The 20962-nt window shown below is 51.4% G+C and carries 35 protein-coding genes; 34 read left to right on the forward strand and 1 reads right to left on the reverse strand.

From position 1 onward, the window contains the following. Nucleotides 1-6 precede the first annotated feature (6 nt). From rpsL to bfr, 6 genes are all read left to right on the forward strand, one after another. Nucleotides 7-381: a 30S ribosomal protein S12 gene (gene rpsL / locus J1C59_RS02020; protein WP_003852912.1), complete on the forward strand. Its 375-nt coding sequence runs from the start codon at nucleotides 7-9 to the stop codon at nucleotides 379-381. Nucleotides 382-477: 96 nt separating this feature from the next. Further along, a complete protein-coding gene (rpsG, locus tag J1C59_RS02025; protein ID WP_009087603.1) occupies nucleotides 478-948 on the forward strand; it encodes a 30S ribosomal protein S7 in 471 nt (156 codons plus the stop codon). Nucleotides 949-1038: 90 nt separating this feature from the next. Then, entirely contained in the window at nucleotides 1039-3153 is a 2115-nt protein-coding gene (fusA, locus tag J1C59_RS02030; protein ID WP_128085313.1) for an elongation factor G, read from the forward strand. Between the two features lie 67 nt (nucleotides 3154-3220). Continuing rightward, nucleotides 3221-4405 (forward strand): elongation factor Tu, encoded by a 1185-nt coding sequence (gene tuf / locus J1C59_RS02035; protein ID WP_242281354.1) that lies wholly within the window; start codon nucleotides 3221-3223, stop codon nucleotides 4403-4405. A gap of 168 nt (nucleotides 4406-4573) precedes the next feature. After that, entirely contained in the window at nucleotides 4574-4768 is a 195-nt protein-coding gene (bfd, locus tag J1C59_RS02040) for a bacterioferritin-associated ferredoxin (RefSeq protein WP_128085592.1), read from the forward strand. Between the two features lie 100 nt (nucleotides 4769-4868). Continuing rightward, nucleotides 4869-5342, forward strand: a complete 474-nt coding sequence (bfr, locus tag J1C59_RS02045; RefSeq protein WP_128085576.1) for a bacterioferritin — start codon at nucleotides 4869-4871, stop codon at nucleotides 5340-5342. On the opposite strand, the gene J1C59_RS02050 is transcribed toward bfr, so the two are convergent. Beyond that, nucleotides 5329-6102 carry a prepilin peptidase gene (locus J1C59_RS02050; RefSeq protein ID WP_128085577.1) on the reverse strand — a complete coding sequence of 258 codons (774 nt, stop codon included), beginning with the start codon at nucleotides 6100-6102 and terminating at the stop codon, nucleotides 5329-5331. The two genes, bfr and J1C59_RS02050, sit on opposite strands and share 14 nt — an antisense overlap. Before the next feature lie 394 nt (nucleotides 6103-6496). Here J1C59_RS02050 and rpsJ point away from each other — a divergent pair, with 394 nt between their 5' ends. From rpsJ to rplQ, 28 genes are all read left to right on the forward strand, one after another. Further along, a complete protein-coding gene (gene rpsJ, locus J1C59_RS02055) occupies nucleotides 6497-6808 on the forward strand; it encodes a 30S ribosomal protein S10 (protein ID WP_001181005.1) in 312 nt (103 codons plus the stop codon). 32 nt (nucleotides 6809-6840) lie between these two features. Then, on the forward strand, nucleotides 6841-7470 hold the full coding sequence (rplC, locus tag J1C59_RS02060; RefSeq protein WP_003850712.1) for a 50S ribosomal protein L3: 630 nt from the start codon (nucleotides 6841-6843) through the stop codon (nucleotides 7468-7470). Between the two features lie 10 nt (nucleotides 7471-7480). Beyond that, on the forward strand, nucleotides 7481-8086 hold the full coding sequence (gene rplD / locus J1C59_RS02065; protein WP_009087590.1) for a 50S ribosomal protein L4: 606 nt from the start codon (nucleotides 7481-7483) through the stop codon (nucleotides 8084-8086). Next, complete coding sequence (gene rplW, locus J1C59_RS02070; RefSeq protein WP_003850708.1) at nucleotides 8083-8385, forward strand: 50S ribosomal protein L23; 303 nt, start codon at nucleotides 8083-8085, stop codon at nucleotides 8383-8385. Before rplD ends, rplW begins: the two co-directional genes overlap by 4 nt. A 17-nt stretch (nucleotides 8386-8402) precedes the next feature. Continuing rightward, nucleotides 8403-9224 (forward strand): 50S ribosomal protein L2, encoded by an 822-nt coding sequence (rplB, locus tag J1C59_RS02075; RefSeq protein WP_009087588.1) that lies wholly within the window; start codon nucleotides 8403-8405, stop codon nucleotides 9222-9224. Between the two features lie 16 nt (nucleotides 9225-9240). Next, entirely contained in the window at nucleotides 9241-9519 is a 279-nt protein-coding gene (gene rpsS, locus J1C59_RS02080) for a 30S ribosomal protein S19 (protein WP_001138115.1), read from the forward strand. A gap of 13 nt (nucleotides 9520-9532) precedes the next feature. Continuing rightward, nucleotides 9533-9865, forward strand: a complete 333-nt coding sequence (gene rplV, locus J1C59_RS02085) for a 50S ribosomal protein L22 (protein ID WP_046289651.1) — start codon at nucleotides 9533-9535, stop codon at nucleotides 9863-9865. A 17-nt stretch (nucleotides 9866-9882) separates the two neighbouring features. Continuing rightward, complete coding sequence (gene rpsC / locus J1C59_RS02090; RefSeq protein WP_008927135.1) at nucleotides 9883-10581, forward strand: 30S ribosomal protein S3; 699 nt, start codon at nucleotides 9883-9885, stop codon at nucleotides 10579-10581. 12 nt (nucleotides 10582-10593) lie between these two features. Next, the gene (rplP, locus tag J1C59_RS02095) at nucleotides 10594-11004 is read left to right on the forward strand and encodes a 50S ribosomal protein L16 (RefSeq protein ID WP_008927134.1); all 411 of its coding nucleotides are present in this window, start codon (nucleotides 10594-10596) and stop codon (nucleotides 11002-11004) included. Next, nucleotides 11004-11195, forward strand: coding sequence for a 50S ribosomal protein L29 (gene rpmC, locus J1C59_RS02100; protein ID WP_003850146.1), 192 nt, complete (start codon nucleotides 11004-11006; stop codon nucleotides 11193-11195). Before rplP ends, rpmC begins: the two co-directional genes overlap by 1 nt. Continuing rightward, nucleotides 11195-11449: a 30S ribosomal protein S17 gene (gene rpsQ, locus J1C59_RS02105; RefSeq protein WP_003850147.1), complete on the forward strand. Its 255-nt coding sequence runs from the start codon at nucleotides 11195-11197 to the stop codon at nucleotides 11447-11449. Before rpmC ends, rpsQ begins: the two co-directional genes overlap by 1 nt. 926 nt (nucleotides 11450-12375) lie before the next feature. Further along, nucleotides 12376-12747 carry a 50S ribosomal protein L14 gene (gene rplN / locus J1C59_RS02110; protein ID WP_006120590.1) on the forward strand — a complete coding sequence of 124 codons (372 nt, stop codon included), beginning with the start codon at nucleotides 12376-12378 and terminating at the stop codon, nucleotides 12745-12747. A gap of 10 nt (nucleotides 12748-12757) precedes the next feature. After that, entirely contained in the window at nucleotides 12758-13072 is a 315-nt protein-coding gene (gene rplX, locus J1C59_RS02115) for a 50S ribosomal protein L24 (RefSeq protein WP_003850150.1), read from the forward strand. Nucleotides 13073-13086: 14 nt separating this feature from the next. Beyond that, nucleotides 13087-13626 carry a 50S ribosomal protein L5 gene (gene rplE / locus J1C59_RS02120; RefSeq protein WP_003850155.1) on the forward strand — a complete coding sequence of 180 codons (540 nt, stop codon included), beginning with the start codon at nucleotides 13087-13089 and terminating at the stop codon, nucleotides 13624-13626. A 14-nt stretch (nucleotides 13627-13640) separates the two neighbouring features. Next, the gene (gene rpsN, locus J1C59_RS02125) at nucleotides 13641-13946 is read left to right on the forward strand and encodes a 30S ribosomal protein S14 (RefSeq protein ID WP_008927132.1); all 306 of its coding nucleotides are present in this window, start codon (nucleotides 13641-13643) and stop codon (nucleotides 13944-13946) included. Between the two features lie 32 nt (nucleotides 13947-13978). Continuing rightward, nucleotides 13979-14371 (forward strand): 30S ribosomal protein S8, encoded by a 393-nt coding sequence (gene rpsH, locus J1C59_RS02130; RefSeq protein WP_003850158.1) that lies wholly within the window; start codon nucleotides 13979-13981, stop codon nucleotides 14369-14371. Between the two features lie 13 nt (nucleotides 14372-14384). Further along, nucleotides 14385-14918, forward strand: a complete 534-nt coding sequence (rplF, locus tag J1C59_RS02135) for a 50S ribosomal protein L6 (protein ID WP_128085578.1) — start codon at nucleotides 14385-14387, stop codon at nucleotides 14916-14918. A gap of 9 nt (nucleotides 14919-14927) precedes the next feature. Next, nucleotides 14928-15281 carry a 50S ribosomal protein L18 gene (rplR, locus tag J1C59_RS02140; protein ID WP_003850163.1) on the forward strand — a complete coding sequence of 118 codons (354 nt, stop codon included), beginning with the start codon at nucleotides 14928-14930 and terminating at the stop codon, nucleotides 15279-15281. 14 nt (nucleotides 15282-15295) lie between these two features. Continuing rightward, nucleotides 15296-15796 carry a 30S ribosomal protein S5 gene (gene rpsE / locus J1C59_RS02145; protein ID WP_003850164.1) on the forward strand — a complete coding sequence of 167 codons (501 nt, stop codon included), beginning with the start codon at nucleotides 15296-15298 and terminating at the stop codon, nucleotides 15794-15796. 5 nt (nucleotides 15797-15801) lie between these two features. Then, nucleotides 15802-15981, forward strand: coding sequence for a 50S ribosomal protein L30 (gene rpmD / locus J1C59_RS02150; RefSeq protein WP_031376672.1), 180 nt, complete (start codon nucleotides 15802-15804; stop codon nucleotides 15979-15981). A 3-nt stretch (nucleotides 15982-15984) separates the two neighbouring features. Continuing rightward, on the forward strand, nucleotides 15985-16419 hold the full coding sequence (gene rplO / locus J1C59_RS02155; protein ID WP_003850168.1) for a 50S ribosomal protein L15: 435 nt from the start codon (nucleotides 15985-15987) through the stop codon (nucleotides 16417-16419). 7 nt (nucleotides 16420-16426) lie between these two features. Next, the gene (gene secY, locus J1C59_RS02160; RefSeq protein ID WP_003850175.1) at nucleotides 16427-17758 is read left to right on the forward strand and encodes a preprotein translocase subunit SecY; all 1332 of its coding nucleotides are present in this window, start codon (nucleotides 16427-16429) and stop codon (nucleotides 17756-17758) included. A gap of 32 nt (nucleotides 17759-17790) precedes the next feature. Further along, nucleotides 17791-17907, forward strand: coding sequence for a 50S ribosomal protein L36 (gene rpmJ / locus J1C59_RS02165; RefSeq protein ID WP_010252805.1), 117 nt, complete (start codon nucleotides 17791-17793; stop codon nucleotides 17905-17907). A gap of 146 nt (nucleotides 17908-18053) precedes the next feature. Further along, nucleotides 18054-18410: a 30S ribosomal protein S13 gene (rpsM, locus tag J1C59_RS02170; protein WP_003850176.1), complete on the forward strand. Its 357-nt coding sequence runs from the start codon at nucleotides 18054-18056 to the stop codon at nucleotides 18408-18410. A gap of 16 nt (nucleotides 18411-18426) precedes the next feature. Next, a complete protein-coding gene (gene rpsK / locus J1C59_RS02175) occupies nucleotides 18427-18816 on the forward strand; it encodes a 30S ribosomal protein S11 (RefSeq protein ID WP_004160563.1) in 390 nt (129 codons plus the stop codon). 32 nt (nucleotides 18817-18848) lie between these two features. After that, on the forward strand, nucleotides 18849-19469 hold the full coding sequence (gene rpsD, locus J1C59_RS02180; RefSeq protein ID WP_008927131.1) for a 30S ribosomal protein S4: 621 nt from the start codon (nucleotides 18849-18851) through the stop codon (nucleotides 19467-19469). Nucleotides 19470-19494: 25 nt separating this feature from the next. Next, complete coding sequence (locus tag J1C59_RS02185; protein WP_003850179.1) at nucleotides 19495-20484, forward strand: DNA-directed RNA polymerase subunit alpha; 990 nt, start codon at nucleotides 19495-19497, stop codon at nucleotides 20482-20484. A 40-nt stretch (nucleotides 20485-20524) separates the two neighbouring features. Then, nucleotides 20525-20911: a 50S ribosomal protein L17 gene (rplQ, locus tag J1C59_RS02190; protein WP_003850180.1), complete on the forward strand. Its 387-nt coding sequence runs from the start codon at nucleotides 20525-20527 to the stop codon at nucleotides 20909-20911. Nucleotides 20912-20962 lie beyond the last annotated feature (51 nt).

Genomic DNA, 20962 nt, shown 5'->3' on the forward strand with positions numbered 1-20962 from the left:
TATTTAATGGCAACAGTTAACCAGCTGGTTCGCAAACCACGCGTCCGCAAAGTTGCAAAGAGCAACGTGCCGGCGCTGGAAGCTTGCCCGCAAAAACGTGGCGTTTGTACTCGTGTGTACACCACCACTCCTAAGAAACCAAACTCCGCACTGCGTAAAGTCTGCCGTGTGCGTTTGACCAACGGTTTTGAAGTCACCTCCTACATTGGTGGTGAAGGTCACAACCTGCAGGAACACTCCGTGATCCTGATCCGTGGCGGTCGTGTAAAAGACCTGCCAGGTGTGCGTTACCACACCGTTCGTGGCGCGCTGGACTGCTCAGGTGTTAAAGACCGTAAGCAGGCTCGCTCCAAGTACGGCGTGAAGAAGCCAAAGGCTTAATGGTTCTCCGTTAAGTAAGGCCAAACGTTTTAAATTAAATGTCAAAATAAACTCATAGAGTTTTGGACAATCCTGAATTAACAACGGAGTATTTCCATGCCACGTCGTCGCGTCATTGGTCAGCGTAAAATTCTGCCAGATCCTAAGTTCGGATCAGAGCTGCTGGCCAAATTTGTAAATATCCTGATGGTAGATGGTAAAAAATCTACTGCAGAATCTATCGTTTATACCGCGCTTGAGACCCTGGCTCAGCGTTCAGGTAAAAACTCTCTGGAAGCTTTTGAAGTAGCCCTGGAAAACGTGCGTCCGACTGTCGAAGTTAAGTCACGTCGCGTTGGTGGTTCTACTTATCAGGTTCCTGTTGAAGTCCGTCCGGTTCGTCGTAATGCCCTGGCAATGCGCTGGATCGTAGATGCTGCTCGTAAACGCGGTGATAAATCAATGGCTCTTCGCCTGGCGAACGAACTTTCTGATGCTGCAGAGAACAAAGGTACTGCAGTTAAGAAACGTGAAGACGTTCACCGCATGGCAGAAGCCAACAAGGCGTTCGCTCACTACCGTTGGTAATAACCACGTAGTTGTTAAACCAGCGGGCGCTCAGATAGCCAACCCGCTGGGGTCGACTTACCTTGAACGTCCGAGAATCAGAGGAATCAAATGGCTCGTAAAACACCCATTGCTCGCTACCGTAACATCGGTATCAGTGCGCACATCGACGCCGGTAAGACTACCACTACCGAACGCGTTCTGTTCTACACCGGTGTAAACCACAAAATTGGTGAAGTACACGACGGCGCAGCAACCATGGACTGGATGGAGCAGGAACAGGAACGTGGTATTACCATCACGTCCGCTGCGACCACCTGTTACTGGTCTGGTATGGCTAAGCAGTTTGAACCACACCACATCAACATCATCGACACCCCTGGACACGTTGACTTCACCATCGAAGTTGAACGTTCTATGCGTGTGCTTGATGGCGCGGTAATGGTTTACTGTGCAGTTGGTGGCGTTCAGCCACAGTCTGAGACCGTATGGCGTCAGGCTAACAAATATAAAGTTCCACGCATTGCGTTCGTTAACAAAATGGACCGCATGGGTGCTAACTTCCTGAAAGTTGTTAACCAGATGGAAGTTCGTCTGGGTGCAACACCAGTTCCTCTGCAGCTGGCTATCGGCGCAGAAGAGAAATTCACCGGTGTTGTTGACCTGGTGAAAATGAAAGCAATCAACTGGAACGACGCCGATCAGGGCGTAACCTTCGACTACGAAGATATCCCAGCTGATATGCAGGAACTGGCTGAAGAATGGCGTGCGAAGCTGGTTGAAGCCGCTGCTGAAGGCTCTGACGAGCTGATGGAGAAATTCTTCGGTGGTGAAGAACTGACTGAAGAAGAGATCAAAGCTTCTCTGCGTAAGCGTGTTCTGAACAACGAAATCATCCTGGTAACCTGTGGTTCTGCATTTAAGAACAAAGGTGTTCAGGCGATGCTGGATGCCGTGGTTGAATATCTGCCAGCACCAACTGACGTTACCGCGATCAACGGTATGCTGGACGACGGTAAAGACACGCCGGCTGTTCGTCACTCTGACGACAACGAGCCGTTCGCTGCACTGGCGTTCAAAATCGCTACCGACCCGTTTGTAGGTAACCTGACCTTCTTCCGCGTTTACTCTGGTGTTGTTAACACCGGTGACACCGTATTTAACCCGGTTAAGTCAAACCGTGAGCGTCTGGGCCGTATCGTTCAGATGCACGCTAACAAACGTGAAGAAATCAAAGAAGTCCGTGCGGGTGATATCGCAGCTGCGATCGGCCTGAAAGATGTGACCACTGGTGATACCCTGTGTGACCCAGACAACGTCATCATCCTTGAGCGCATGGAGTTCCCGGAGCCGGTAATCTCTATCGCCGTGGAACCAAAAACCAAAGCTGACCAGGAAAAAATGGGTCTGGCTCTGGGCCGTCTGGCAAAAGAAGACCCATCATTCCGCGTATGGACTGATGAAGAATCTAACCAGACCATCATCGCAGGTATGGGTGAATTGCACCTCGACATCATCGTTGACCGCATGAAGCGTGAGTTCAACGTTGAAGCAAACGTGGGTAAACCACAGGTTGCTTACCGTGAAGCGATTCGCACCAAAGTTACCGATGTTGAAGGTAAACACGCCAAGCAGTCTGGTGGTCGTGGTCAGTATGGTCATGTTGTGATTGACATGTACCCACTGGAGCCAGGTTCGAACCCGAAAGGTTACGAATTCATCAACGACATCAAAGGTGGTGTGATTCCTGGTGAATACATCCCTGCGGTTGACAAAGGTATCCAGGAGCAGCTGAAATCAGGCCCTCTGGCTGGTTATCCGGTTGTGGATCTGGGCGTGCGTCTGCACTTCGGTTCTTACCATGATGTCGACTCCTCAGAACTGGCGTTTAAACTGGCCGCGTCTATTGCCTTTAAACAAGGCTTTAAACAAGCGACACCTGTTCTGCTTGAGCCTATCATGAAGGTTGAAGTTGAAACGCCGGAAGAGAACACGGGTGATGTCATCGGTGACCTTAGCCGTCGTCGTGGTATGCTCAAAGGGCAGGAATCTAACGCTACTGGCGTTCAGATTCACGCTGAAGTTCCGTTGTCTGAAATGTTCGGATACGCAACTCAGCTGCGTTCTCTGACCAAAGGTCGTGCTTCTTACTCCATGGAGTTCCTGAAGTATGACGATGCGCCGAACAACGTAGCGCAGGCCGTTATTGAAGCTCGTGGCAAATAAGCTACGGTTTAAATTTGAACTGATGCCTTCACCCGAGGGTGAAGGCACAACGTAAGGAATTATCGCCATGGCGAAAGAGCAATTTCAGCGTAACAAACTGCACGTAAACGTGGGCACCATCGGTCACGTCGACCACGGTAAAACCACCCTGACTGCAGCTATCACCACCGTACTGTCTAAAACTTACGGCGGCCAGGCGCGTGCATTCGATCAGATCGATAACGCACCAGAAGAGAAAGCGCGTGGTATCACCATCAACACGTCACACGTTGAGTATGAAACCCCGACTCGTCACTACGCACACGTTGACTGCCCAGGCCACGCCGACTATGTGAAAAACATGATCACCGGTGCTGCGCAGATGGACGGCGCGATCCTGGTTGTTGCTGCGACTGATGGCCCGATGCCACAGACCCGTGAGCACATCCTGCTGGGTCGTCAGGTTGGCGTTCCTTACATCATCGTGTTCCTGAACAAGTGTGACATGGTTGATGATGAAGAGCTGCTGGAACTGGTTGAGATGGAAGTTCGTGACCTGCTGTCAGCTTATGACTTCCCAGGCGACGACACCCCAATCGTTCGCGGTTCTGCGCTGAAAGCGCTGGAAGGCGAAGCAGAGTGGGAAGCTAAAATCATCGAGCTGGCTGAACACCTGGATAACTACATTCCAGAACCACAGCGTGCGATCGACATGCCGTTCCTGCTGCCAATCGAAGACGTCTTCTCAATCTCTGGCCGTGGTACCGTTGTTACCGGTCGTGTTGAGCGCGGCATCGTTAAAGTCGGCGACGAAGTTGAAATCGTTGGTATCAAAGATACTGCGAAATCAACCTGTACCGGTGTTGAGATGTTCCGTAAGCTGCTGGACCAGGGTCAGGCAGGCGAAAACTGTGGTGTTCTGCTGCGCGGTATCAAGCGTGAAGACATCCAGCGTGGTCAGGTTCTGGCTAAGCCAGGCACCATCAAGCCACACACCCAGTTCGAGTCAGAAGTTTACGTTCTGTCTAAAGACGAAGGTGGCCGCCATACTCCGTTCTTCAAGGGCTACCGTCCACAGTTCTACTTCCGTACCACTGACGTGACCGGTTCAGTAGAGCTGCCAGAAGGCGTTGAAATGGTTATGCCAGGCGACAACATCAAAATGGTTGTTACCCTGATCCACCCAATCGCTATGGACGAAGGTCTGCGCTTCGCAATCCGCGAAGGCGGCCGTACCGTTGGCGCGGGTGTTGTTGCTAAAGTTATCGCTTAATTGTGATATCTGCTGTGGTCGTGCAAACGGCCACTGCAACATAAAAAAAGAGCACTTCGGTGCTCTTTTTTTTTGCCCGACATCCGGGATAACCCTGCTAAGGGTGGGTTTGAAATAAAAACGATTCGCATTTACACTGTGCATAAAATGTACCCGAGTGATGAAACAATGTACGTCTGCCTGTGTAATGCCATCAGTGATAAAACCCTCCGTGAAGTCGTGCGTCGCTACCAGCCCAAATCTATCCAGCAGCTGCGTCAGTTTGTGCCCGTAGGCAAACAGTGCGGCAAGTGCATCCGCGCTGCGCGGGAAATCATGGATGCTGAAATGCAGCACGCCCCGCTCTATAAAGAGATCGCCTGACCTCTCTCTGCTGTGGCAATACCCACAGTTTCTGTCACGGTTTTTTGACTTCTTTTTAACCGCATCTACGCTCTAATAAACCAGACGCGGAGGGTTAACAATGAAGGGCGATATCAAAATCATCACTCATCTGAATAAACTGCTGGGAAATGAACTGGTTGCCATCAATCAGTATTTTCTCCATGCGCGCATGTTTAAAAACTGGGGGCTGACCCGTCTGAACGACGTGGAGTATCACGAATCGATCGACGAGATGAAGCATGCCGATAAATATATCGAGCGCATTCTTTTTCTGGAGGGGATCCCGAACCTTCAGGATCTGGGGCGGCTTCGTATCGGCGAAGACGTCGAGGAGATGCTCCGCTCAGACCTGAGCCTGGAACTGGAAGGCGCGAAGGATCTCCGTGAGGCGATCGCCTACGCTGACAAAGTGCACGACTATGTCAGCCGTGACATGATGATTGAGATCCTGGCCGATGAGGAGCATCACATCGACTGGCTTGAAACCGAACTGGAGCTGATCCGGATGATGGGCATCCAGAACTACCTGCAGGCTCAGATTAAAGAAGAGTGAACCGGGTCTGAAGCACAAGGGTGACCCAGCCTGCAATGGCCAGAAAAGGACCAAACGGCAGCGGACTGTCACCCGGTCTTAACCCACGCCACAGCGCTGACATCATTGCCGCCAGCGCCAGCAAGGTGGCGCCCAGCGCGATACCGGGTAAGGCCTGCCAGCCACAGCAGGCGCCCAGCGCAGCAAACAGCTTGATATCGCCGTAGCCTAGTCCCTCCACGTCCCGCACTCTGCGATAGCCCCATGCGAGCAGCCACAGCGAACAGTAGCCCGCCACCGCGCCATAGATAGCCGCCGTTTCGCGGCCAGTCAGTGCTGCATGGAGTATGCCCAGCCAGAGCAGCAGGTAGTTAAGCGGGTCCGGCAGAAAGTAGTGGCGGCGATCGATGGCTGCCAGCAGAAACAGGAGGCTGGCGGCCGCGATCAGGTAAAGCCTCTCTGCATGGCTATCAACGCTTTGCAGAAGCAGCAGACAGAGCAGGGCGAACAGCCACTCGGTGAGAAAACTGCCTGCGTCGAACGGTTGCTGACAGACGCGGCAGCGTCCTCTCAACGCTGGCCAGCTTACCAGGGGCAGGGTATCGCGCCATAACAGGCGTCTCTGGCAGCAGTCGCTGCGTGAGGCGGGAGAGCACATTGCGGCAAACCACTGCGCCGGTGAGAGGGCAGGGGAAAAGCGGGCGCAGGCCAGCGACAGGAAGCTGCCCAGTGCGCCTCCGCCTGCAAGCGCAGCCAGCCAGGTGATAACAACAGCGACCATAATAAGGCTCCGGGTAATAGAGACAGGCAGAGTTTCACCGGCAACGTGGTCTGCGTCATCAGCGAATCCGCCGCAATGGAGAGCAGCCCGCAACCAGAGAGCGGCGTTCTCTGTCAGGCAACAGCACCATGCGAGTCGCATCACAGCTGCGCGCCACTATTTACCTGTGAAAACCACAACACGGGTTGCTTCCTGAACAGATTTACGTATAATGCGCGGGCCTGCAGATATTGCAGGCGCGATTCGAGCAGAATCGCAGACGGCTGAAATTTGGGCCGCCTGACAATACTCCCAATTGGGGAGTTATATGCTGAACGATTACACTCTCCCATCAATCGTAATGGGTTCGAGTAGTAATTTTTTTCGTCTATAAAAAGTTTGGAGCTCTGGTCTCATGCAGAACCAAAGAATCCGTATCCGTCTTAAAGCGTTTGATCATCGTCTGATCGATCAATCAACCGCGGAAATCGTTGAGACCGCCAAGCGCACTGGTGCGCAGGTTCGTGGTCCAATCCCGCTGCCAACCCGCAAAGAGCGTTTTACTGTTCTGATCTCTCCGCACGTCAACAAAGATGCGCGTGATCAGTACGAAATTCGCACTCACAAGCGTCTGGTAGACATCGTTGAGCCAACTGAAAAAACCGTTGATGCTCTGATGCGTCTGGATCTGGCTGCCGGTGTTGACGTGCAGATCAGCCTGGGTTAATCAGGTCATCGAGCGATTGAGAGGTTGAAACAATGATTGGTTTAGTCGGTAAAAAAGTGGGCATGACCCGCATCTTCACTGAAGATGGCGTTTCTATCCCCGTCACCGTAATCGAAGTTGAAGCGAACCGCGTTACTCAGGTCAAAGGCCTGGAAAACGATGGTTACCAGGCAATTCAGGTTACCACCGGTGCTAAAAAAGCAAACCGTGTGACCAAACCTGAAGCTGGTCATTTTGCTAAAGCTGGCGTTGAAGCTGGCCGTGGTCTGTGGGAATTCCGCACCGCTGAAGGTGAAGAATATTCTGTAGGTCAGAGCATCAGCGTTGAGATTTTCGCTGAAGTTAAGAAAGTTGACGTAACCGGTACCTCTAAAGGTAAAGGTTTCGCTGGTACCGTTAAGCGCTGGAACTTCCGTACCCAGGACGCGACTCACGGTAACTCCTTGTCTCACCGCGTTCCGGGTTCTATCGGTCAGAACCAGACTCCGGGCAAAGTGTTCAAAGGCAAGAAAATGGCAGGTCAGCTGGGTAATGAGCGCGTAACCGTTCAGAGTCTGGACGTAGTACGTGTTGACGCTGAGCGCAACCTGCTGCTGGTTAAAGGTGCAGTTCCCGGTGCTACCGGTAGCGACCTGATTGTTAAACCAGCTGTGAAGGCGTAAGGGGATAGCAATGGAATTAGTATTGAAAGACGCGCAGAGCGCGCTGACTGTTTCCGAAACTACCTTCGGTCGTGATTTCAACGAAGCGCTGGTTCACCAGGTTGTAGTTGCTTACGCATCAGGCGCCCGTCAGGGTACTCGTGCGCAGAAAACTCGCGCCGAAGTAACTGGTTCAGGCAAAAAGCCTTGGCGTCAGAAAGGCACCGGCCGTGCGCGTTCAGGTTCTGTAAAGAGCCCAATCTGGCGTTCAGGTGGCGTGACCTTTGCTGCGAAGCCGCAGGACCACAGTCAAAAAGTTAACAAAAAGATGTACCGCGGCGCGCTGAAAAGCATCCTGTCCGAGCTGGTACGTCAAGATCGTCTGATCGTTGTCGAATCATTTGCTGTCGAAGCACCGAAAACCAAGCTGCTGGTACAGAAACTGAAAGACATGGCGCTGGAAGACGTGCTGATCATCACCGGTGAACTGGATGAGAATCTGTTCCTGGCTGCCCGTAACCTGTACAAGGTTGACGTGCGTGATGCATCAGGTATCGACCCAGTTAGCCTGATCGCCTTCGACAAAGTCGTTATGACTGCTGACGCAGTTAAGCAAGTTGAGGAGATGCTGGCATGATCCGTGAAGAACGTCTGCTGAAAGTACTGCGCGCGCCGCACGTATCTGAAAAAGCATCTAGCGCGATGGAAAAAACCAATACCATCGTTCTCAAAGTTGCTAATGACGCGACCAAAGCAGAGATCGTTGCTGCTGTTGAGAAACTGTTCGAAGTAGAAGTTAAAGACGTAAACACCCTGGTAGTTAAGGGCAAAGTTAAGCGTCAAGGACAGCGTATCGGTCGTCGTAGCGACTGGAAAAAAGCTTACGTCACCCTGAAAGAAGGCCAGAATCTGGACTTCGCTGGCGGCGCTGAGTAAGTCGGAGGAGAAAGACAATGGCAGTTGTTAAATGTAAACCGACATCTCCGGGTCGTCGCCATGTAGTTAAAGTGGTAAACGCGGAGCTGCACAAGGGCAAACCATTTGCCCCGCTGGTAGAAAAAAACAGCAAATCCGGTGGCCGTAACAACAATGGTCGTATCACTACCCGTCACATCGGTGGTGGTCACAAGCAGGCTTATCGTATTGTTGACTTCAAACGCAACAAAGACGGTATCCCGGCAGTTGTTGAACGTCTTGAGTACGATCCGAACCGCTCTGCGAACATCGCACTGGTTCTGTACAAAGACGGCGAGCGCCGTTACATCCTGGCCCCTAAAGGCCTGAAAGCCGGCGACCAGATCCAATCTGGCGTTGATGCTGCGATCAAAGCAGGTAACACTCTGCCGATGCGTAACATCCCGGTGGGTTCAACCGTGCATAACGTAGAAATGAAACCAGGCAAAGGCGGTCAGATTGCTCGCTCAGCCGGTGCTTACGTGCAGATCGTTGCGCGTGAAGGTTCTTACGTTACCCTGCGTCTGCGTTCAGGTGAAATGCGTAAAGTCGAGTCTGACTGCCGCGCAACACTGGGCGAAGTCGGTAATGCTGAGCACATGCTCCGCGTTCTGGGTAAAGCTGGTGCAGCCCGTTGGCGTGGTGTTCGTCCGACCGTTCGTGGTACCGCGATGAACCCAGTTGATCACCCGCACGGTGGTGGTGAAGGTCGTAACTTTGGTAAGCACCCGGTTTCACCGTGGGGCGTTCAGACCAAAGGTAAGAAGACCCGTAGCAACAAGCGTACCGATAAATTTATCGTACGTCGCCGTAGCAAATAATATTAGAGGATAAGCCATGCCACGTTCTCTCAAGAAAGGTCCTTTTATTGACCTGCACTTGCTGAAGAAGGTAGAGAAAGCGGTGGAAAGCGGTGACAAGAAGCCTTTGCGCACTTGGTCCCGTCGTTCAACGATCTTTCCTAACATGATCGGTTTGACCATCGCTGTCCATAATGGTCGTCAGCACGTTCCTGTCTTTGTTTCCGACGAAATGGTTGGTCACAAACTGGGTGAATTCGCGCCGACACGTACTTATCGCGGTCACGCGGCTGATAAAAAAGCCAAGAAGAAATAAGTAGGAGGAAGAGATGGAAACTATTGCTCAACATCGCCACGCTCGTTCTTCTGCTCAGAAGGTTCGCCTTGTTGCTGACCTGATTCGCGGTAAGAAAGTGTCGCAGGCTCTGGACATTTTGACCTACACCAACAAGAAAGCGGCTGTACTGGTCAAGAAAGTTCTGGAATCTGCCATTGCTAACGCCGAACACAACGATGGCGCTGATATCGACGATCTGAAAATCACGAAAATTTTCGTTGATGAAGGTCCGACCATGAAACGCATTATGCCGCGTGCCAAAGGTCGTGCAGATCGCATCCTGAAGCGCACCAGCCACATTACTGTGGTTGTGTCCGATCGCTGAGACTCTGGAGACTAGCAATGGGTCAGAAAGTACATCCTAATGGTATTCGCCTGGGTATTGTAAAACCATGGAACTCTACCTGGTTTGCGAACACCAACGAATTCGCTGACAACCTGGACAGCGATTTTAAAGTACGTCAGTTCCTGACTAAAGAACTGGCTAAAGCGTCTGTCTCTCGTATCGTTATCGAGCGTCCAGCGAAGAGCATCCGTGTGACTATTCACACCGCTCGTCCGGGCATCGTTATCGGTAAGAAAGGTGAAGATGTCGAAAAACTGCGCACGGTCGTCGCGAAAATCGCTGGCGTTCCTGCACAGATCAATATCGCCGAAGTCCGCAAGCCGGAACTGGACGCGAAACTGGTAGCTGACAGCATCACTTCACAGCTGGAGCGTCGTGTGATGTTCCGTCGTGCTATGAAGCGTGCAGTTCAGAACGCCATGCGTCTTGGCGCGAAGGGTATTAAAGTTGAAGTTAGCGGCCGTCTGGGTGGCGCTGAGATCGCACGTACCGAATGGTACCGTGAAGGTCGCGTGCCATTGCACACTCTGCGTGCTGACATTGACTACAACACCTCTGAAGCGCACACCACTTATGGTGTAATCGGCGTTAAGGTATGGATCTTCAAAGGTGAGATCCTGGGTGGTATGGCTGCTGTTGAACAACCGGAACCGGCTGCTCAACCTAAAAAGCAGCAGCGTAAAGGCCGTAAGTAAGGAGAGTCGCTGATGTTACAACCAAAGCGTACGAAATTCCGTAAAGTGCATAAAGGCCGTAACCGCGGTCTGGCTGCGGGTACGGATGTCAGCTTCGGTACTTTCGGTCTGAAAGCTGTTGGCCGTGGTCGTCTGACTGCTCGTCAGATCGAAGCAGCACGTCGTGCTATGACCCGTGCAGTTAAGCGTCAAGGTAAGATCTGGATCCGAGTATTCCCGGACAAACCGATCACCGAGAAGCCGCTGGAAGTGCGTATGGGTAAAGGTAAGGGTAACGTAGAGTATTGGGTTGCCCTGATCCAGCCTGGTAAAGTCCTGTATGAAATGGACGGCGTACCAGAAGAGCTGGCCCGTGAAGCATTCAAGCTGGCAGCAGCAAAACTGCCTATCAAAACCACCTTTGTAACTAAGACGGTGATGTAATGAAAGCAACTGAGCTGCGTGAAAAAAGCGTTGAAGAGCTGAACACTGAGCTGCTTAATCTGCTGCGTGAGCAATTTAACCTGCGCATGCAGGCAGCATCTGGCCAACTGCAGCAGACTCATCTGCTGAAACAGGTTCGCCGTGATGTTGCACGCGTTAAGACTTTACTGACTGAGAAGGCGGGTTCGTAATGACCGATAAAATCCGTACTCTGCAGGGTCGTGTAGTAAGTGACAAAATGCAGAAATCTGCAGTTGTTGCTATCGAACGTTTCGTGAAACACCCGATCTACGGCAAATTCATCAAGCGTACGACTAAGCTGCACATCCATGACGAGAACAATGAATGTGGAATTGGTGACGTGGTAGAAATCCGCGAATGCCGTCCACTGTCCAAGACCAAATCCTGGACCCTGGTTCGCGTAATCGAGAAAGCTGTTCTGTAACAGGAACCGTTTTTTCTGAGAAACCCTCTGCTTCGGCAGGGGGTTTTTTTTTGCCTGCATCTCAGGACTGCGCGCTGTAAGGAGGCCTATCGGACGGGCACGCGCACTCTCAAAAGAGGCCCAGGATAGCGTGCCGCTACCTTGTGCTGGAAACGGTTTCCACGCGTGCAGGCTTGCCAGATGCGGGTTACGCAGTTTGTGATAATAAGGTTGCGCTATACAGCGCGACGCTGCAGGTGCGGAACGCTGGCAGCACACCGCACAACACGCGGTAACGGCTTATCTGTGCACTGCAGCGCTACCGCTTCTTCGGTACAACATCGGTGCGTGTGGCTAGAGAGATACACCGCTCAGGTGCCGGCGCCAGCCAGCACACCCGGCAGGCGACAGAGCTCTGCAACATGTCGTTCTCTGTCAGGGCCCGTCTGCCCCCTATCCACAGGGGCGCAGAACGTGCGGCCACAGAATACTCTTTCAGAGACAGGCTGAGGTCAGCCAGCAGCGGAACAGGCATCTGCACACCAGGGTGGCGGGGCAGGGCAGACGCAGAACCCTCTGACCACTCACTTACAGCATGATCAGCGGATAAGTCAGGAGCCAGACGAACAACGGGCAGTAATTGTATGGCCGTTAGCGAAGCCTCAGCATAACGCACTGGCTGAAAAAGAGACGGGCGGCACCTGTAATGGACTTTATTCAGAGATCGACGAAAAATAAGGCAGATTACATTTGCTACTGTTCGCACTATTCCCTAGAATACGCCCTCCCTGTCATCAGGGAAAATCAGCGGCTCGATTGAGAGCCGTTTATTTTTTCTACCCATCTGTGAGAACCGGTGTTACAATGCCGCGCCCTCAATTATGGGGCTTTCTAACGACCTGAGGTTTAGGTCCCGAAGTAGTAGTTGACATTAGCGGAGCACTAAAATGATCCAAGAACAGACTATGCTGAACGTCGCCGACAACTCCGGTGCACGTCGCGTAATGTGTATCAAGGTTCTGGGTGGCTCGCACCGTCGCTACGCAGGCGTCGGTGACATCATCAAAGTTACCATCAAGGAAGCAATTCCGCGTGGTAAAGTGAAGAAAGGTGATGTCCTGAAGGCGGTAGTGGTGCGCACCAGGAAGGGTGTTCGTCGCCCGGACGGTTCTGTCATTCGCTTCGATGGTAATGCATGCGTTATTCTGAACAATAACAGTGAGCAGCCTATCGGTACGCGTATTTTTGGGCCGGTAACTCGTGAACTTCGTACTGAAAAGTTCATGAAAATTATCTCTCTGGCACCAGAAGTACTCTAAGGAGCGAACAATGGCAGCTAAAATCCGTCGTAATGACGAAGTTATCGTGTTGACCGGTAAAGATAAAGGTAAGCGCGGTAAAGTTAAGAATGTCCTGTCTTCTGGTAAGGTCATCGTTGAAGGTATCAACCTGGTGAAGAAACATCAGAAGCCGGTTCCGGCTCTGAACCAGCCAGGTGGCATCGTTGAAAAAGAAGCTGCTATTCAGGTTTCTAACGTTGCACTGTTCAACGCGGCAACTGGTAAGGCTGACCGTGTAGGCTTTAGATTCGAAGACGGCAAAAAAGTCCGTTTCTTCAAGTCTAATAGCGAAACTATCAAGTAATTTGGAGTAGTACGATGGCGAAACTGCATGATTACTACAAAGACGAAGTAGTCCAGAAACTCATGACAGAGTTTGGCTACAATTCTGTCATGCAAGTCCCTCGGGTCGAGAAGATCACCCTGAACATGGGTGTTGGTGAAGCGATCGCTGACAAGAAACTGCTGGATAACGCAGCAGCTGACCTGGCAGCAATCTCCGGTCAAAAACCGCTGGTCACCAAAGCACGCAAATCAGTTGCAGGCTTCAAAATCCGTCAGGGCTATCCGATCGGCTGTAAAGTAACTCTGCGTGGCGAGCGCATGTGGGAGTTCTTTGAGCGTCTGGTCACCATTGCTGTTCCACGTATCCGTGACTTCCGTGGCTTGTCCGCTAAGTCATTCGATGGCCGTGGCAACTACAGCATGGGTGTACGTGAACAGATCATCTTCCCAGAAATCGACTACGACAAAGTCGATCGCGTTCGTGGTTTGGATATCACCATTACCACTACTGCGAAATCTGATGATGAAGGCCGTGCTCTGCTGGCTGCCTTTGACTTCCCGTTCCGTAAGTAAGGTAGGGTTACTTAATGGCTAAGCAATCTATGAAAGCACGCGAAGTTAAGCGTGCGAAATTAGCAGACAAATTCTTCGCTAAACGCGCTGAACTGAAAGCGATCATCTCTGATGTGAACGCTTCCGACGAAGATCGTTGGGATGCTGTTCTGAAGCTGCAGAGTCTGCCGCGTGATTCCAGCCCTTCACGTCAGCGTAACCGCTGCCGTCAAACAGGTCGTCCGCACGGTTTCCTGCGGAAGTTTGGGTTGAGCCGTATCAAGGTCCGCGAAGCCGCCATGCGCGGTGAAATTCCGGGTCTGAAAAAGGCTAGCTGGTAATTGTCACCAATTGAATCACGGGAGTAACACAGATGAGCATGCAAGATCCGATCGCGGATATGCTGACCCGTATCCGTAACGGTCAGGCCGCGAACAAAGTTGCGGTCACCATGCCTTCCTCCAAGCTGAAATTGGCAATTGCCAACGTTCTGAAGGAAGAAGGATATATTGAAGATTTCAAAATCGAAGGCGACATCAAGCTGGAACTGGAACTGACTCTTAAGTATTTCCAGGGTAAAGCTGTTGTAGAAAGCATTCAGCGAGTAAGCCGTCCTGGCCTGCGCATCTATAAGAAAAAAGATGAGCTGCCAAAGGTAATGGCTGGTATGGGCATCGCTGTAGTTTCTACATCCAAAGGTGTCATGACTGATCGTGCAGCGCGCCAGGCTGGTCTTGGTGGCGAAATTATCTGCTACGTAGCGTAATCGGAGGATACATATGTCTCGTGTTGCTAAAGCACCTGTCGTTGTTCCTGCCGGCGTAGAGGTAAAACTCAACGGTCAGGTAATTTCGATTAAAGGTAAAAACGGCGAGCTGACTCGTACTATCAATGATGCTGTTGAAGTTAAGCATGCTGACAACGCTCTGACTTTCGCTCCGCGCGAAGGTTTCGTTGACGGCTGGGCGCAGGCGGGTACTTCTCGCGCGCTGCTGAACGCAATGGTTATCGGTGTTACCGAAGGCTTCACTAAGAAGCTGCAGCTGGTTGGTGTAGGTTATCGTGCGGCCATCAAAGGCAACGTGGTTAACCTGTCTCTGGGCTTTTCTCATCCAGTCGATCACCAGCTGCCCGCGGGAATCACTGCAGAATGTCCTACTCAGACTGAGATCGTGCTGAAAGGCGCTGATAAGCAGCTGATTGGTCAGGTTGCAGCGGACCTGCGCGCCTACCGTCGTCCTGAGCCTTACAAAGGCAAGGGTGTCCGTTACGCCGACGAAGTCGTGCGTACCAAAGAGGCTAAGAAGAAGTAAGGTAACACTATGGATAAGAAATCTGCTCGTATCCGTCGTGCGACCCGTGCACGTCGCAAGCTCAAAGAGCTGGGTGCTACTCGCCTGGTGGTACATCGTACCCCGCGTCATATTTACGCACAGGTAATCGCCCCGAACGGTTCCGAAGTTCTGGTCGCTGCTTCTACTGTAGAAAAAGCTATCACTGAACAACTGAAGTATACCGGCAATAAAGAAGCCGCAGCTGCAGTAGGTAAAGCTATCGCAGAACGCGCAATCGAAAAAGGCATCACTGGTGTTTCTTTCGACCGTTCCGGTTTCCAATATCATGGTCGCGTCCAGGCACTGGCAGATGCTGCCCGTGAAGCTGGCCTTCAGTTCTAAGGTAGAGGTCTAAGATGGCACACATCGAGAAACAAGCTGGCGAACTGCAGGAAAAATTGATCGCGGTAAACCGTGTTTCTAAAACTGTTAAAGGTGGTCGTATCTTCTCCTTCACAGCACTGACTGTGGTAGGCGATGGCAACGGTCGCGTAGGTTTTGGTTACGGTAAAGCGCGTGAAGTTCCAGCAGCGATCCAGAAAGCGATGGAGAAAGCCCGTCGCAACATGGTTAACGTCGCGCTGACCAACGGCACCCTGCAGCACCCTGTTAAAGGTGCACACACGGGTTCCCGCGTGTTCATGCAGCCGGCTTCAGAAGGTACCGGTATCATCGCCGGTGGTGCAATGCGCGCCGTTCTGGAAGTCGCTGGAGTTCATAACGTTCTGGCAAAAGCCTATGGTTCTACTAACCCGATTAACGTGGTTCGTGCAACTATCGACGGCCTGGGCAATATGAAATCTCCGGAAATGGTCGCTGCTAAGCGTGGTAAATCCGTTGAAGAAATTCTGGGGTAATCACGATGGCTAAGACTATTAAAATCACTCAAACCCGCAGTGCTATTGGCCGTTTGCCTAAGCATAAAGCCACTCTGGTTGGCCTGGGTCTGCGTCGTATTGGCCACACCGTTGAGCGTGAAGACACGCCTGCAGTACGCGGTATGGTTAACGCGGTTTCCTATATGGTTAAAGTGGAGGAGTAAGAGATGCGTTTAAATACTCTGTCTCCGGCCGAAGGGTCTAAGCACGCTACCAAGCGTCTGGGTCGTGGTATCGGTTCTGGCCTCGGAAAAACCGGTGGTCGTGGTCACAAAGGTCAGAACTCTCGTTCTGGCGGTGGCGTACGTCGCGGTTTCGAAGGTGGTCAGATGCCGCTGTACCGTCGTCTGCCGAAGTTCGGTTTCACCTCTCGCAAAGCAATGATCACGACAGAGATTCGTCTGTCTGATCTGGCGAAAGTTGAAGGCGGTATCGTCGACCTGAACGCGCTGAAAGCAGCCAACATTGTCGGTGTTCAGATTGAATTCGTTAAAGTAATTCTGTCTGGTGAAGTTTCTACACCGGTAACGGTTCGCGGTCTGCGTGTCACCAAAGGTGCTCGTGCTGCAATCGAAGCTGCTGGCGGTAAAATCGAGGAATAAGTAGCAGATGGCTAAACAACCGGGATTAGATTTTCAAAGCGCCAAAGGCGGCTTTGGTGAGCTGAAACGCAGACTTCTGTTTGTTATCGGCGCACTGATTGTCTTCCGAATTGGCTCTTTCATTCCAATCCCTGGTATTGATGCCACTGTACTTGCCAAACTGCTTGAGCAACAGCGTGGCACCATCATTGAAATGTTTAACATGTTCTCTGGTGGTGCTCTCAGCCGTGCTTCTATTTTCGCACTGGGTATCATGCCGTATATTTCGGCATCGATTATTATCCAGTTATTAACGGTGGTGCATCCAGCGTTAGCGGAAATTAAGAAAGAAGGGGAGGCTGGCCGTCGTAAGATTAGCCAGTACACCCGATACGGTACGTTGGTATTGGCCATATTCCAGTCGATCGGTATTGCTACCGGTCTGCCGAATATGCCAGGAATGCAAGGTCTGGTTATGAATCCAGGCTTTGCCTTCTACTTTACCGCTGTTGTAAGTCTGGTCTCAGGAACCATGTTCCTGATGTGGCTGGGCGAACAGATTACTGAACGAGGTATCGGTAACGGTATTTCGATCATTATCTTCGCGGGTATTGTTGCGGGTCTTCCGCCGGCCATTGGCCATACCATCGAGCAAGCGCGGCAAGGCGACCTGCACTTCCTCTTGTTGCTGTTGGTTGCAGTACTCGTATTCGCAGTGACCTTCTTTGTTATCTTCGTTGAACGTGGTCAACGCCGCATTGTGGTGAACTACGCAAAACGTCAGCAGGGTCGTCGCGTTTACGCTGCACAGAGCACACATTTACCGTTGAAAGTGAACATGGCGGGTGTTATTCCAGCCATCTTTGCTTCCAGCATTATTCTGTTCCCGGCAACGATTGCATCGTGGTTTGGGGGCGGTACCGGTTGGAACTGGCTGACAACAATTTCGCTGTATTTGCAGCCAGGACAGCCGCTTTATGTGCTACTCTATGCGACTGCAATCATCTTCTTCTGTTTCTTCTATACGGCGTTGGTTTTCAACCCACGTGAAACAGCAGATAACCTGAAGAAGTCTGGTGCATTCGTACCGGGAATTCGTCCGGGAGAGCAAACGGCGAAGTATATTGATAAAGTCATGACGCGTTTGACCTTAATCGGCGCGCTGTACATTACTTTTATCTGCCTTATCCCGGAGTTCATGCGTGATGCGATGAAGGTTCCCTTCTACTTTGGCGGTACTTCACTGCTTATTGTAGTTGTCGTCATCATGGACTTTATGGCTCAAGTGCAAACTCTGATGATGTCAAGTCAGTACGAGTCGGCACTGAAGAAAGCTAACCTGAAAGGCTACGGCCGTTAATTCAGTTGGTTGAGAAGTTACGGAGAGTAAAAATGAAAGTTCGTGCTTCCGTCAAGAGATTATGTCGTAACTGCAAAATCATTCGTCGCGACGGTGTCGTACGTGTGATCTGCAGCGCCGAGCCAAAGCATAAACAGCGCCAAGGCTGATTTTGTCACATATTTTTCTTGCAAAGTCGGGTTGAGCTGGCTAGATTAGCCAGCCAATCTTTTGTATGTCAGTGCGTTTCCATTTGAGTATCCTGAAAACGGGCTTTTCAGCATGGGACGTGCTTATTTAATTATAGGAGTGCATAGTGGCCCGTATAGCAGGCATTAACATTCCTGATCAAAAACATACCGTTATCGCATTAACTTCGATCTTCGGTATCGGCAAAACTCGTTCAAAAGCCATCTGCGCTTCAACGGGTATTGCTGAAAATGTTAAGATCAGTGAGCTGTCTGAAGAACAAATTGATCAGCTGCGTGATGCAGTTGCGAAATTCGTTGTTGAAGGTGATCTGCGCCGTGAAATCACCCTGAGCATCAAGCGTCTTATGGACCTTGGTTGCTACCGTGGTTTGCGCCATCGTCGTGGTCTTCCGGTTCGCGGTCAGCGTACCAAGACCAACGCACGTACCCGTAAGGGTCCGCGTAAACCGATCAAGAAATAATCGGGGTGAGTAAATAATGGCAAAGGCACCAGTTCGTGCACGTAAGCGTGTAAGAAAACAAGTCTCAGATGGCGTGGCTCATGTCCATGCTTCTTTTAACAACACCATCGTTACCATTACCGATCGTCAGGGTAACGCACTGGGTTGGGCAACCGCCGGTGGTTCCGGTTTCCGCGGTTCACGTAAATCCACTCCGTTTGCTGCCCAGGTCGCTGCAGAGCGCTGTGCAGAAGCGGTAAAAGATTACGGAATTAAGAATCTGGAAGTTATGGTAAAGGGTCCGGGTCCAGGTCGCGAATCTACTATTCGTGCTTTGAACGCCGCTGGTTTCCGCATCACTAATATTACTGATGTGACTCCTATCCCTCATAACGGTTGTCGTCCGCCGAAAAAACGTCGCGTATAACGCCCGTTTTTTAGGATAGTTGGAGAAAGAAAATGGCAAGATATTTGGGTCCTAAGCTCAAGCTGAGCCGTCGTGAGGGCACTGACTTATTCCTTAAGTCTGGCGTTCGCGCGATCGATTCCAAGTGTAAGATTGAACAAGCCCCTGGTCAGCATGGTGCGCGTAAACCGCGTCTGTCTGATTACGGCGGTCAGTTACGTGAAAAGCAGAAAGTTCGTCGTATCTACGGCGTGCTGGAGCGTCAGTTCCGTAACTACTACAAAGAAGCAGCTCGTCTGAAAGGCAACACCGGTGAAAACCTGTTGGCTCTGCTGGAAGGTCGTCTGGACAACGTCGTTTATCGTATGGGCTTTGGTGCCACTCGTGCAGAAGCACGTCAGCTGGTAAGCCATAAGTCTGTTCTGGTAAATGGTCGCGTTGTTAACATCGCTTCTTATCAGGTATCTCCGAATGATGTCGTTAGCATCCGTGAGAAAGCCAAAAAGCAATCTCGCGTGAAGGCCGCTCTGGAGCTGGCTGAGCAGCGTGAAAAGCCAACCTGGCTGGAAGTTGATGCGACTAAGATGGAAGGTGTGTTCAAGCGTATTCCTGAACGTACTGATCTGTCTGCGGACATTAACGAACACCTGATCGTCGAGCTTTACTCCAAGTAAAGCTTAGTACCAAAGAGAGGACACAATGCAGGGTTCTGTGACAGAGTTTCTAAAACCGCGCCTGGTAGATATCGAGCAAGTGAGTTCGACGCACGCCAAGGTGACCCTTGAGCCTTTAGAGCGTGGCTTTGGCCATACTCTTGGTAACGCACTGCGCCGTATTCTGCTTTCATCCATGCCGGGTTGCGCGGTGACCGAGGTTGAAATTGATGGTGTACTTCATGAGTACAGCACCAAAGAGGGCGTACAGGAAGATATCCTGGAAATCCTGCTCAACCTGAAAGGGCTGGCGGTAAGAGTTCAGGGTAAAGATGAAGTTATTCTGACCCTGAATAAATCTGGCATTGGCCCTGTGACTGCAGCCGACATTACCCATGATGGTGATGTCGAAATCGTCAAGCCTCAGCATGTCATTTGCCATCTGACCGATGAGAACGCTGCTATCAGCATGCGTATCAAAGTTCAGCGTGGTCGTGGCTATGTACCGGCTTCTGCCCGAATTCATTCGGAAGAAGATGAGCGCCCAATCGGCCGTCTGCTCGTTGACGCTTGCTACAGCCCTGTAGACCGTATCGCCTACAATGTTGAAGCAGCACGTGTTGAGCAGCGCACCGACCTGGACAAGCTGGTCATCGAAATGGAAACCAACGGCACAATCGATCCTGAAGAGGCGATTCGTCGTGCGGCAACCATTCTGGCAGAACAACTTGAAGCTTTCGTTGACTTACGTGATGTACGTCAGCCGGAAGTGAAAGAAGAGAAACCAGAATTCGATCCGATCCTGCTGCGCCCTGTTGACGATCTGGAATTGACTGTCCGCTCTGCTAACTGCCTCAAGGCAGAAGCTATCCACTACATCGGTGATCTGGTACAGCGTACCGAGGTTGAGCTGCTTAAAACGCCTAACCTTGGTAAAAAATCTCTTACTGAGATTAAAGATGTGCTGGCTTCGCGTGGTCTTTCTCTGGGCATGCGCCTTGAGAACTGGCCGCCAGCAAGCATTGCTGATGAATAATCAGATCACAGGTTAAGGTTTCACTGAGAAGGATAAGGTCATGCGCCATCGTAAGAGTGGTCGTCAACTGAACCGCAACAGCAGCCATCGTCAGGCTATGTTCCGCAACATGGCCGGTTCTCTGGTTCGTCACGAGATCATCAAAACGACTCTGCCGAAAGCCAAAGAACTGCGTCGCGTAGTTGAGCCGCTGATTACTCTTGCCAAGACCGACAGCGTAGCTAATCGTCGTCTGGCATTCGCCCGTACTCGTGATAACGAGATCGTGGCAAAACTGTTTAACGAGCTGGGCCCGCGTTTCGCGAGCCGTGCCGGTGGTTACACTCGCATTCTGAAGTGTGGCTTCCGTGCTGGTGACAACGCTCCGATGGCTTACATCGAGCTGGTTGATCGTCCAGAAGCTCAAGCAGAAGCAGCCGCAGAGTAATCTGCAGCAACGTAAAAAACCCGCTTCGGCGGGTTTTTTATTGCCTGAAAT

It is taken from the genome of Pantoea deleyi, assembly GCF_022647325.1.
Lineage (GTDB): Bacteria > Pseudomonadota > Gammaproteobacteria > Enterobacterales > Enterobacteriaceae > Pantoea > Pantoea deleyi.

What these genes read in the sequence shown, in the direction of transcription:
- rpsH (WP_003850158.1), top strand. Translation starts at nt 13,979, where the DNA reads ATGAGCATGCAAGATCCGATCGCGGATATGCTGACCCGTATCCGTAAC.
- rpsK (WP_004160563.1), top strand. Translation starts at nt 18,427, where the DNA reads ATGGCAAAGGCACCAGTTCGTGCACGTAAGCGTGTAAGAAAACAAGTC.
- rplB (WP_009087588.1), top strand. Translation starts at nt 8,403, where the DNA reads ATGGCAGTTGTTAAATGTAAACCGACATCTCCGGGTCGTCGCCATGTA.
- bfd (WP_128085592.1), top strand. Translation starts at nt 4,574, where the DNA reads ATGTACGTCTGCCTGTGTAATGCCATCAGTGATAAAACCCTCCGTGAA.
- rplP (WP_008927134.1), top strand. Translation starts at nt 10,594, where the DNA reads ATGTTACAACCAAAGCGTACGAAATTCCGTAAAGTGCATAAAGGCCGT.
- rplD (WP_009087590.1), top strand. Translation starts at nt 7,481, where the DNA reads ATGGAATTAGTATTGAAAGACGCGCAGAGCGCGCTGACTGTTTCCGAA.
- rpsC (WP_008927135.1), top strand. Translation starts at nt 9,883, where the DNA reads ATGGGTCAGAAAGTACATCCTAATGGTATTCGCCTGGGTATTGTAAAA.
- rplR (WP_003850163.1), top strand. Translation starts at nt 14,928, where the DNA reads ATGGATAAGAAATCTGCTCGTATCCGTCGTGCGACCCGTGCACGTCGC.
- rplO (WP_003850168.1), top strand. Translation starts at nt 15,985, where the DNA reads ATGCGTTTAAATACTCTGTCTCCGGCCGAAGGGTCTAAGCACGCTACC.
- tuf (WP_242281354.1), top strand. Translation starts at nt 3,221, where the DNA reads ATGGCGAAAGAGCAATTTCAGCGTAACAAACTGCACGTAAACGTGGGC.
- rplW (WP_003850708.1), top strand. Translation starts at nt 8,083, where the DNA reads ATGATCCGTGAAGAACGTCTGCTGAAAGTACTGCGCGCGCCGCACGTA.
- rplE (WP_003850155.1), top strand. Translation starts at nt 13,087, where the DNA reads ATGGCGAAACTGCATGATTACTACAAAGACGAAGTAGTCCAGAAACTC.
- rpsG (WP_009087603.1), top strand. Translation starts at nt 478, where the DNA reads ATGCCACGTCGTCGCGTCATTGGTCAGCGTAAAATTCTGCCAGATCCT.
- rplN (WP_006120590.1), top strand. Translation starts at nt 12,376, where the DNA reads ATGATCCAAGAACAGACTATGCTGAACGTCGCCGACAACTCCGGTGCA.
- rpmD (WP_031376672.1), top strand. Translation starts at nt 15,802, where the DNA reads ATGGCTAAGACTATTAAAATCACTCAAACCCGCAGTGCTATTGGCCGT.
- rpmJ (WP_010252805.1), top strand. Translation starts at nt 17,791, where the DNA reads ATGAAAGTTCGTGCTTCCGTCAAGAGATTATGTCGTAACTGCAAAATC.
- rpsE (WP_003850164.1), top strand. Translation starts at nt 15,296, where the DNA reads ATGGCACACATCGAGAAACAAGCTGGCGAACTGCAGGAAAAATTGATC.
- rplQ (WP_003850180.1), top strand. Translation starts at nt 20,525, where the DNA reads ATGCGCCATCGTAAGAGTGGTCGTCAACTGAACCGCAACAGCAGCCAT.
- rplX (WP_003850150.1), top strand. Translation starts at nt 12,758, where the DNA reads ATGGCAGCTAAAATCCGTCGTAATGACGAAGTTATCGTGTTGACCGGT.
- rplV (WP_046289651.1), top strand. Translation starts at nt 9,533, where the DNA reads ATGGAAACTATTGCTCAACATCGCCACGCTCGTTCTTCTGCTCAGAAG.
- rpsN (WP_008927132.1), top strand. Translation starts at nt 13,641, where the DNA reads ATGGCTAAGCAATCTATGAAAGCACGCGAAGTTAAGCGTGCGAAATTA.
- rpsD (WP_008927131.1), top strand. Translation starts at nt 18,849, where the DNA reads ATGGCAAGATATTTGGGTCCTAAGCTCAAGCTGAGCCGTCGTGAGGGC.
- rplF (WP_128085578.1), top strand. Translation starts at nt 14,385, where the DNA reads ATGTCTCGTGTTGCTAAAGCACCTGTCGTTGTTCCTGCCGGCGTAGAG.
- fusA (WP_128085313.1), top strand. Translation starts at nt 1,039, where the DNA reads ATGGCTCGTAAAACACCCATTGCTCGCTACCGTAACATCGGTATCAGT.
- rpsJ (WP_001181005.1), top strand. Translation starts at nt 6,497, where the DNA reads ATGCAGAACCAAAGAATCCGTATCCGTCTTAAAGCGTTTGATCATCGT.
- secY (WP_003850175.1), top strand. Translation starts at nt 16,427, where the DNA reads ATGGCTAAACAACCGGGATTAGATTTTCAAAGCGCCAAAGGCGGCTTT.
- rpsS (WP_001138115.1), top strand. Translation starts at nt 9,241, where the DNA reads ATGCCACGTTCTCTCAAGAAAGGTCCTTTTATTGACCTGCACTTGCTG.
- J1C59_RS02050 (WP_128085577.1), bottom strand. Translation starts at nt 6,102, where the DNA reads ATGGTCGCTGTTGTTATCACCTGGCTGGCTGCGCTTGCAGGCGGAGGC.
- rpsL (WP_003852912.1), top strand. Translation starts at nt 7, where the DNA reads ATGGCAACAGTTAACCAGCTGGTTCGCAAACCACGCGTCCGCAAAGTT.
- rpsQ (WP_003850147.1), top strand. Translation starts at nt 11,195, where the DNA reads ATGACCGATAAAATCCGTACTCTGCAGGGTCGTGTAGTAAGTGACAAA.
- rplC (WP_003850712.1), top strand. Translation starts at nt 6,841, where the DNA reads ATGATTGGTTTAGTCGGTAAAAAAGTGGGCATGACCCGCATCTTCACT.
- rpmC (WP_003850146.1), top strand. Translation starts at nt 11,004, where the DNA reads ATGAAAGCAACTGAGCTGCGTGAAAAAAGCGTTGAAGAGCTGAACACT.
- J1C59_RS02185 (WP_003850179.1), top strand. Translation starts at nt 19,495, where the DNA reads ATGCAGGGTTCTGTGACAGAGTTTCTAAAACCGCGCCTGGTAGATATC.
- bfr (WP_128085576.1), top strand. Translation starts at nt 4,869, where the DNA reads ATGAAGGGCGATATCAAAATCATCACTCATCTGAATAAACTGCTGGGA.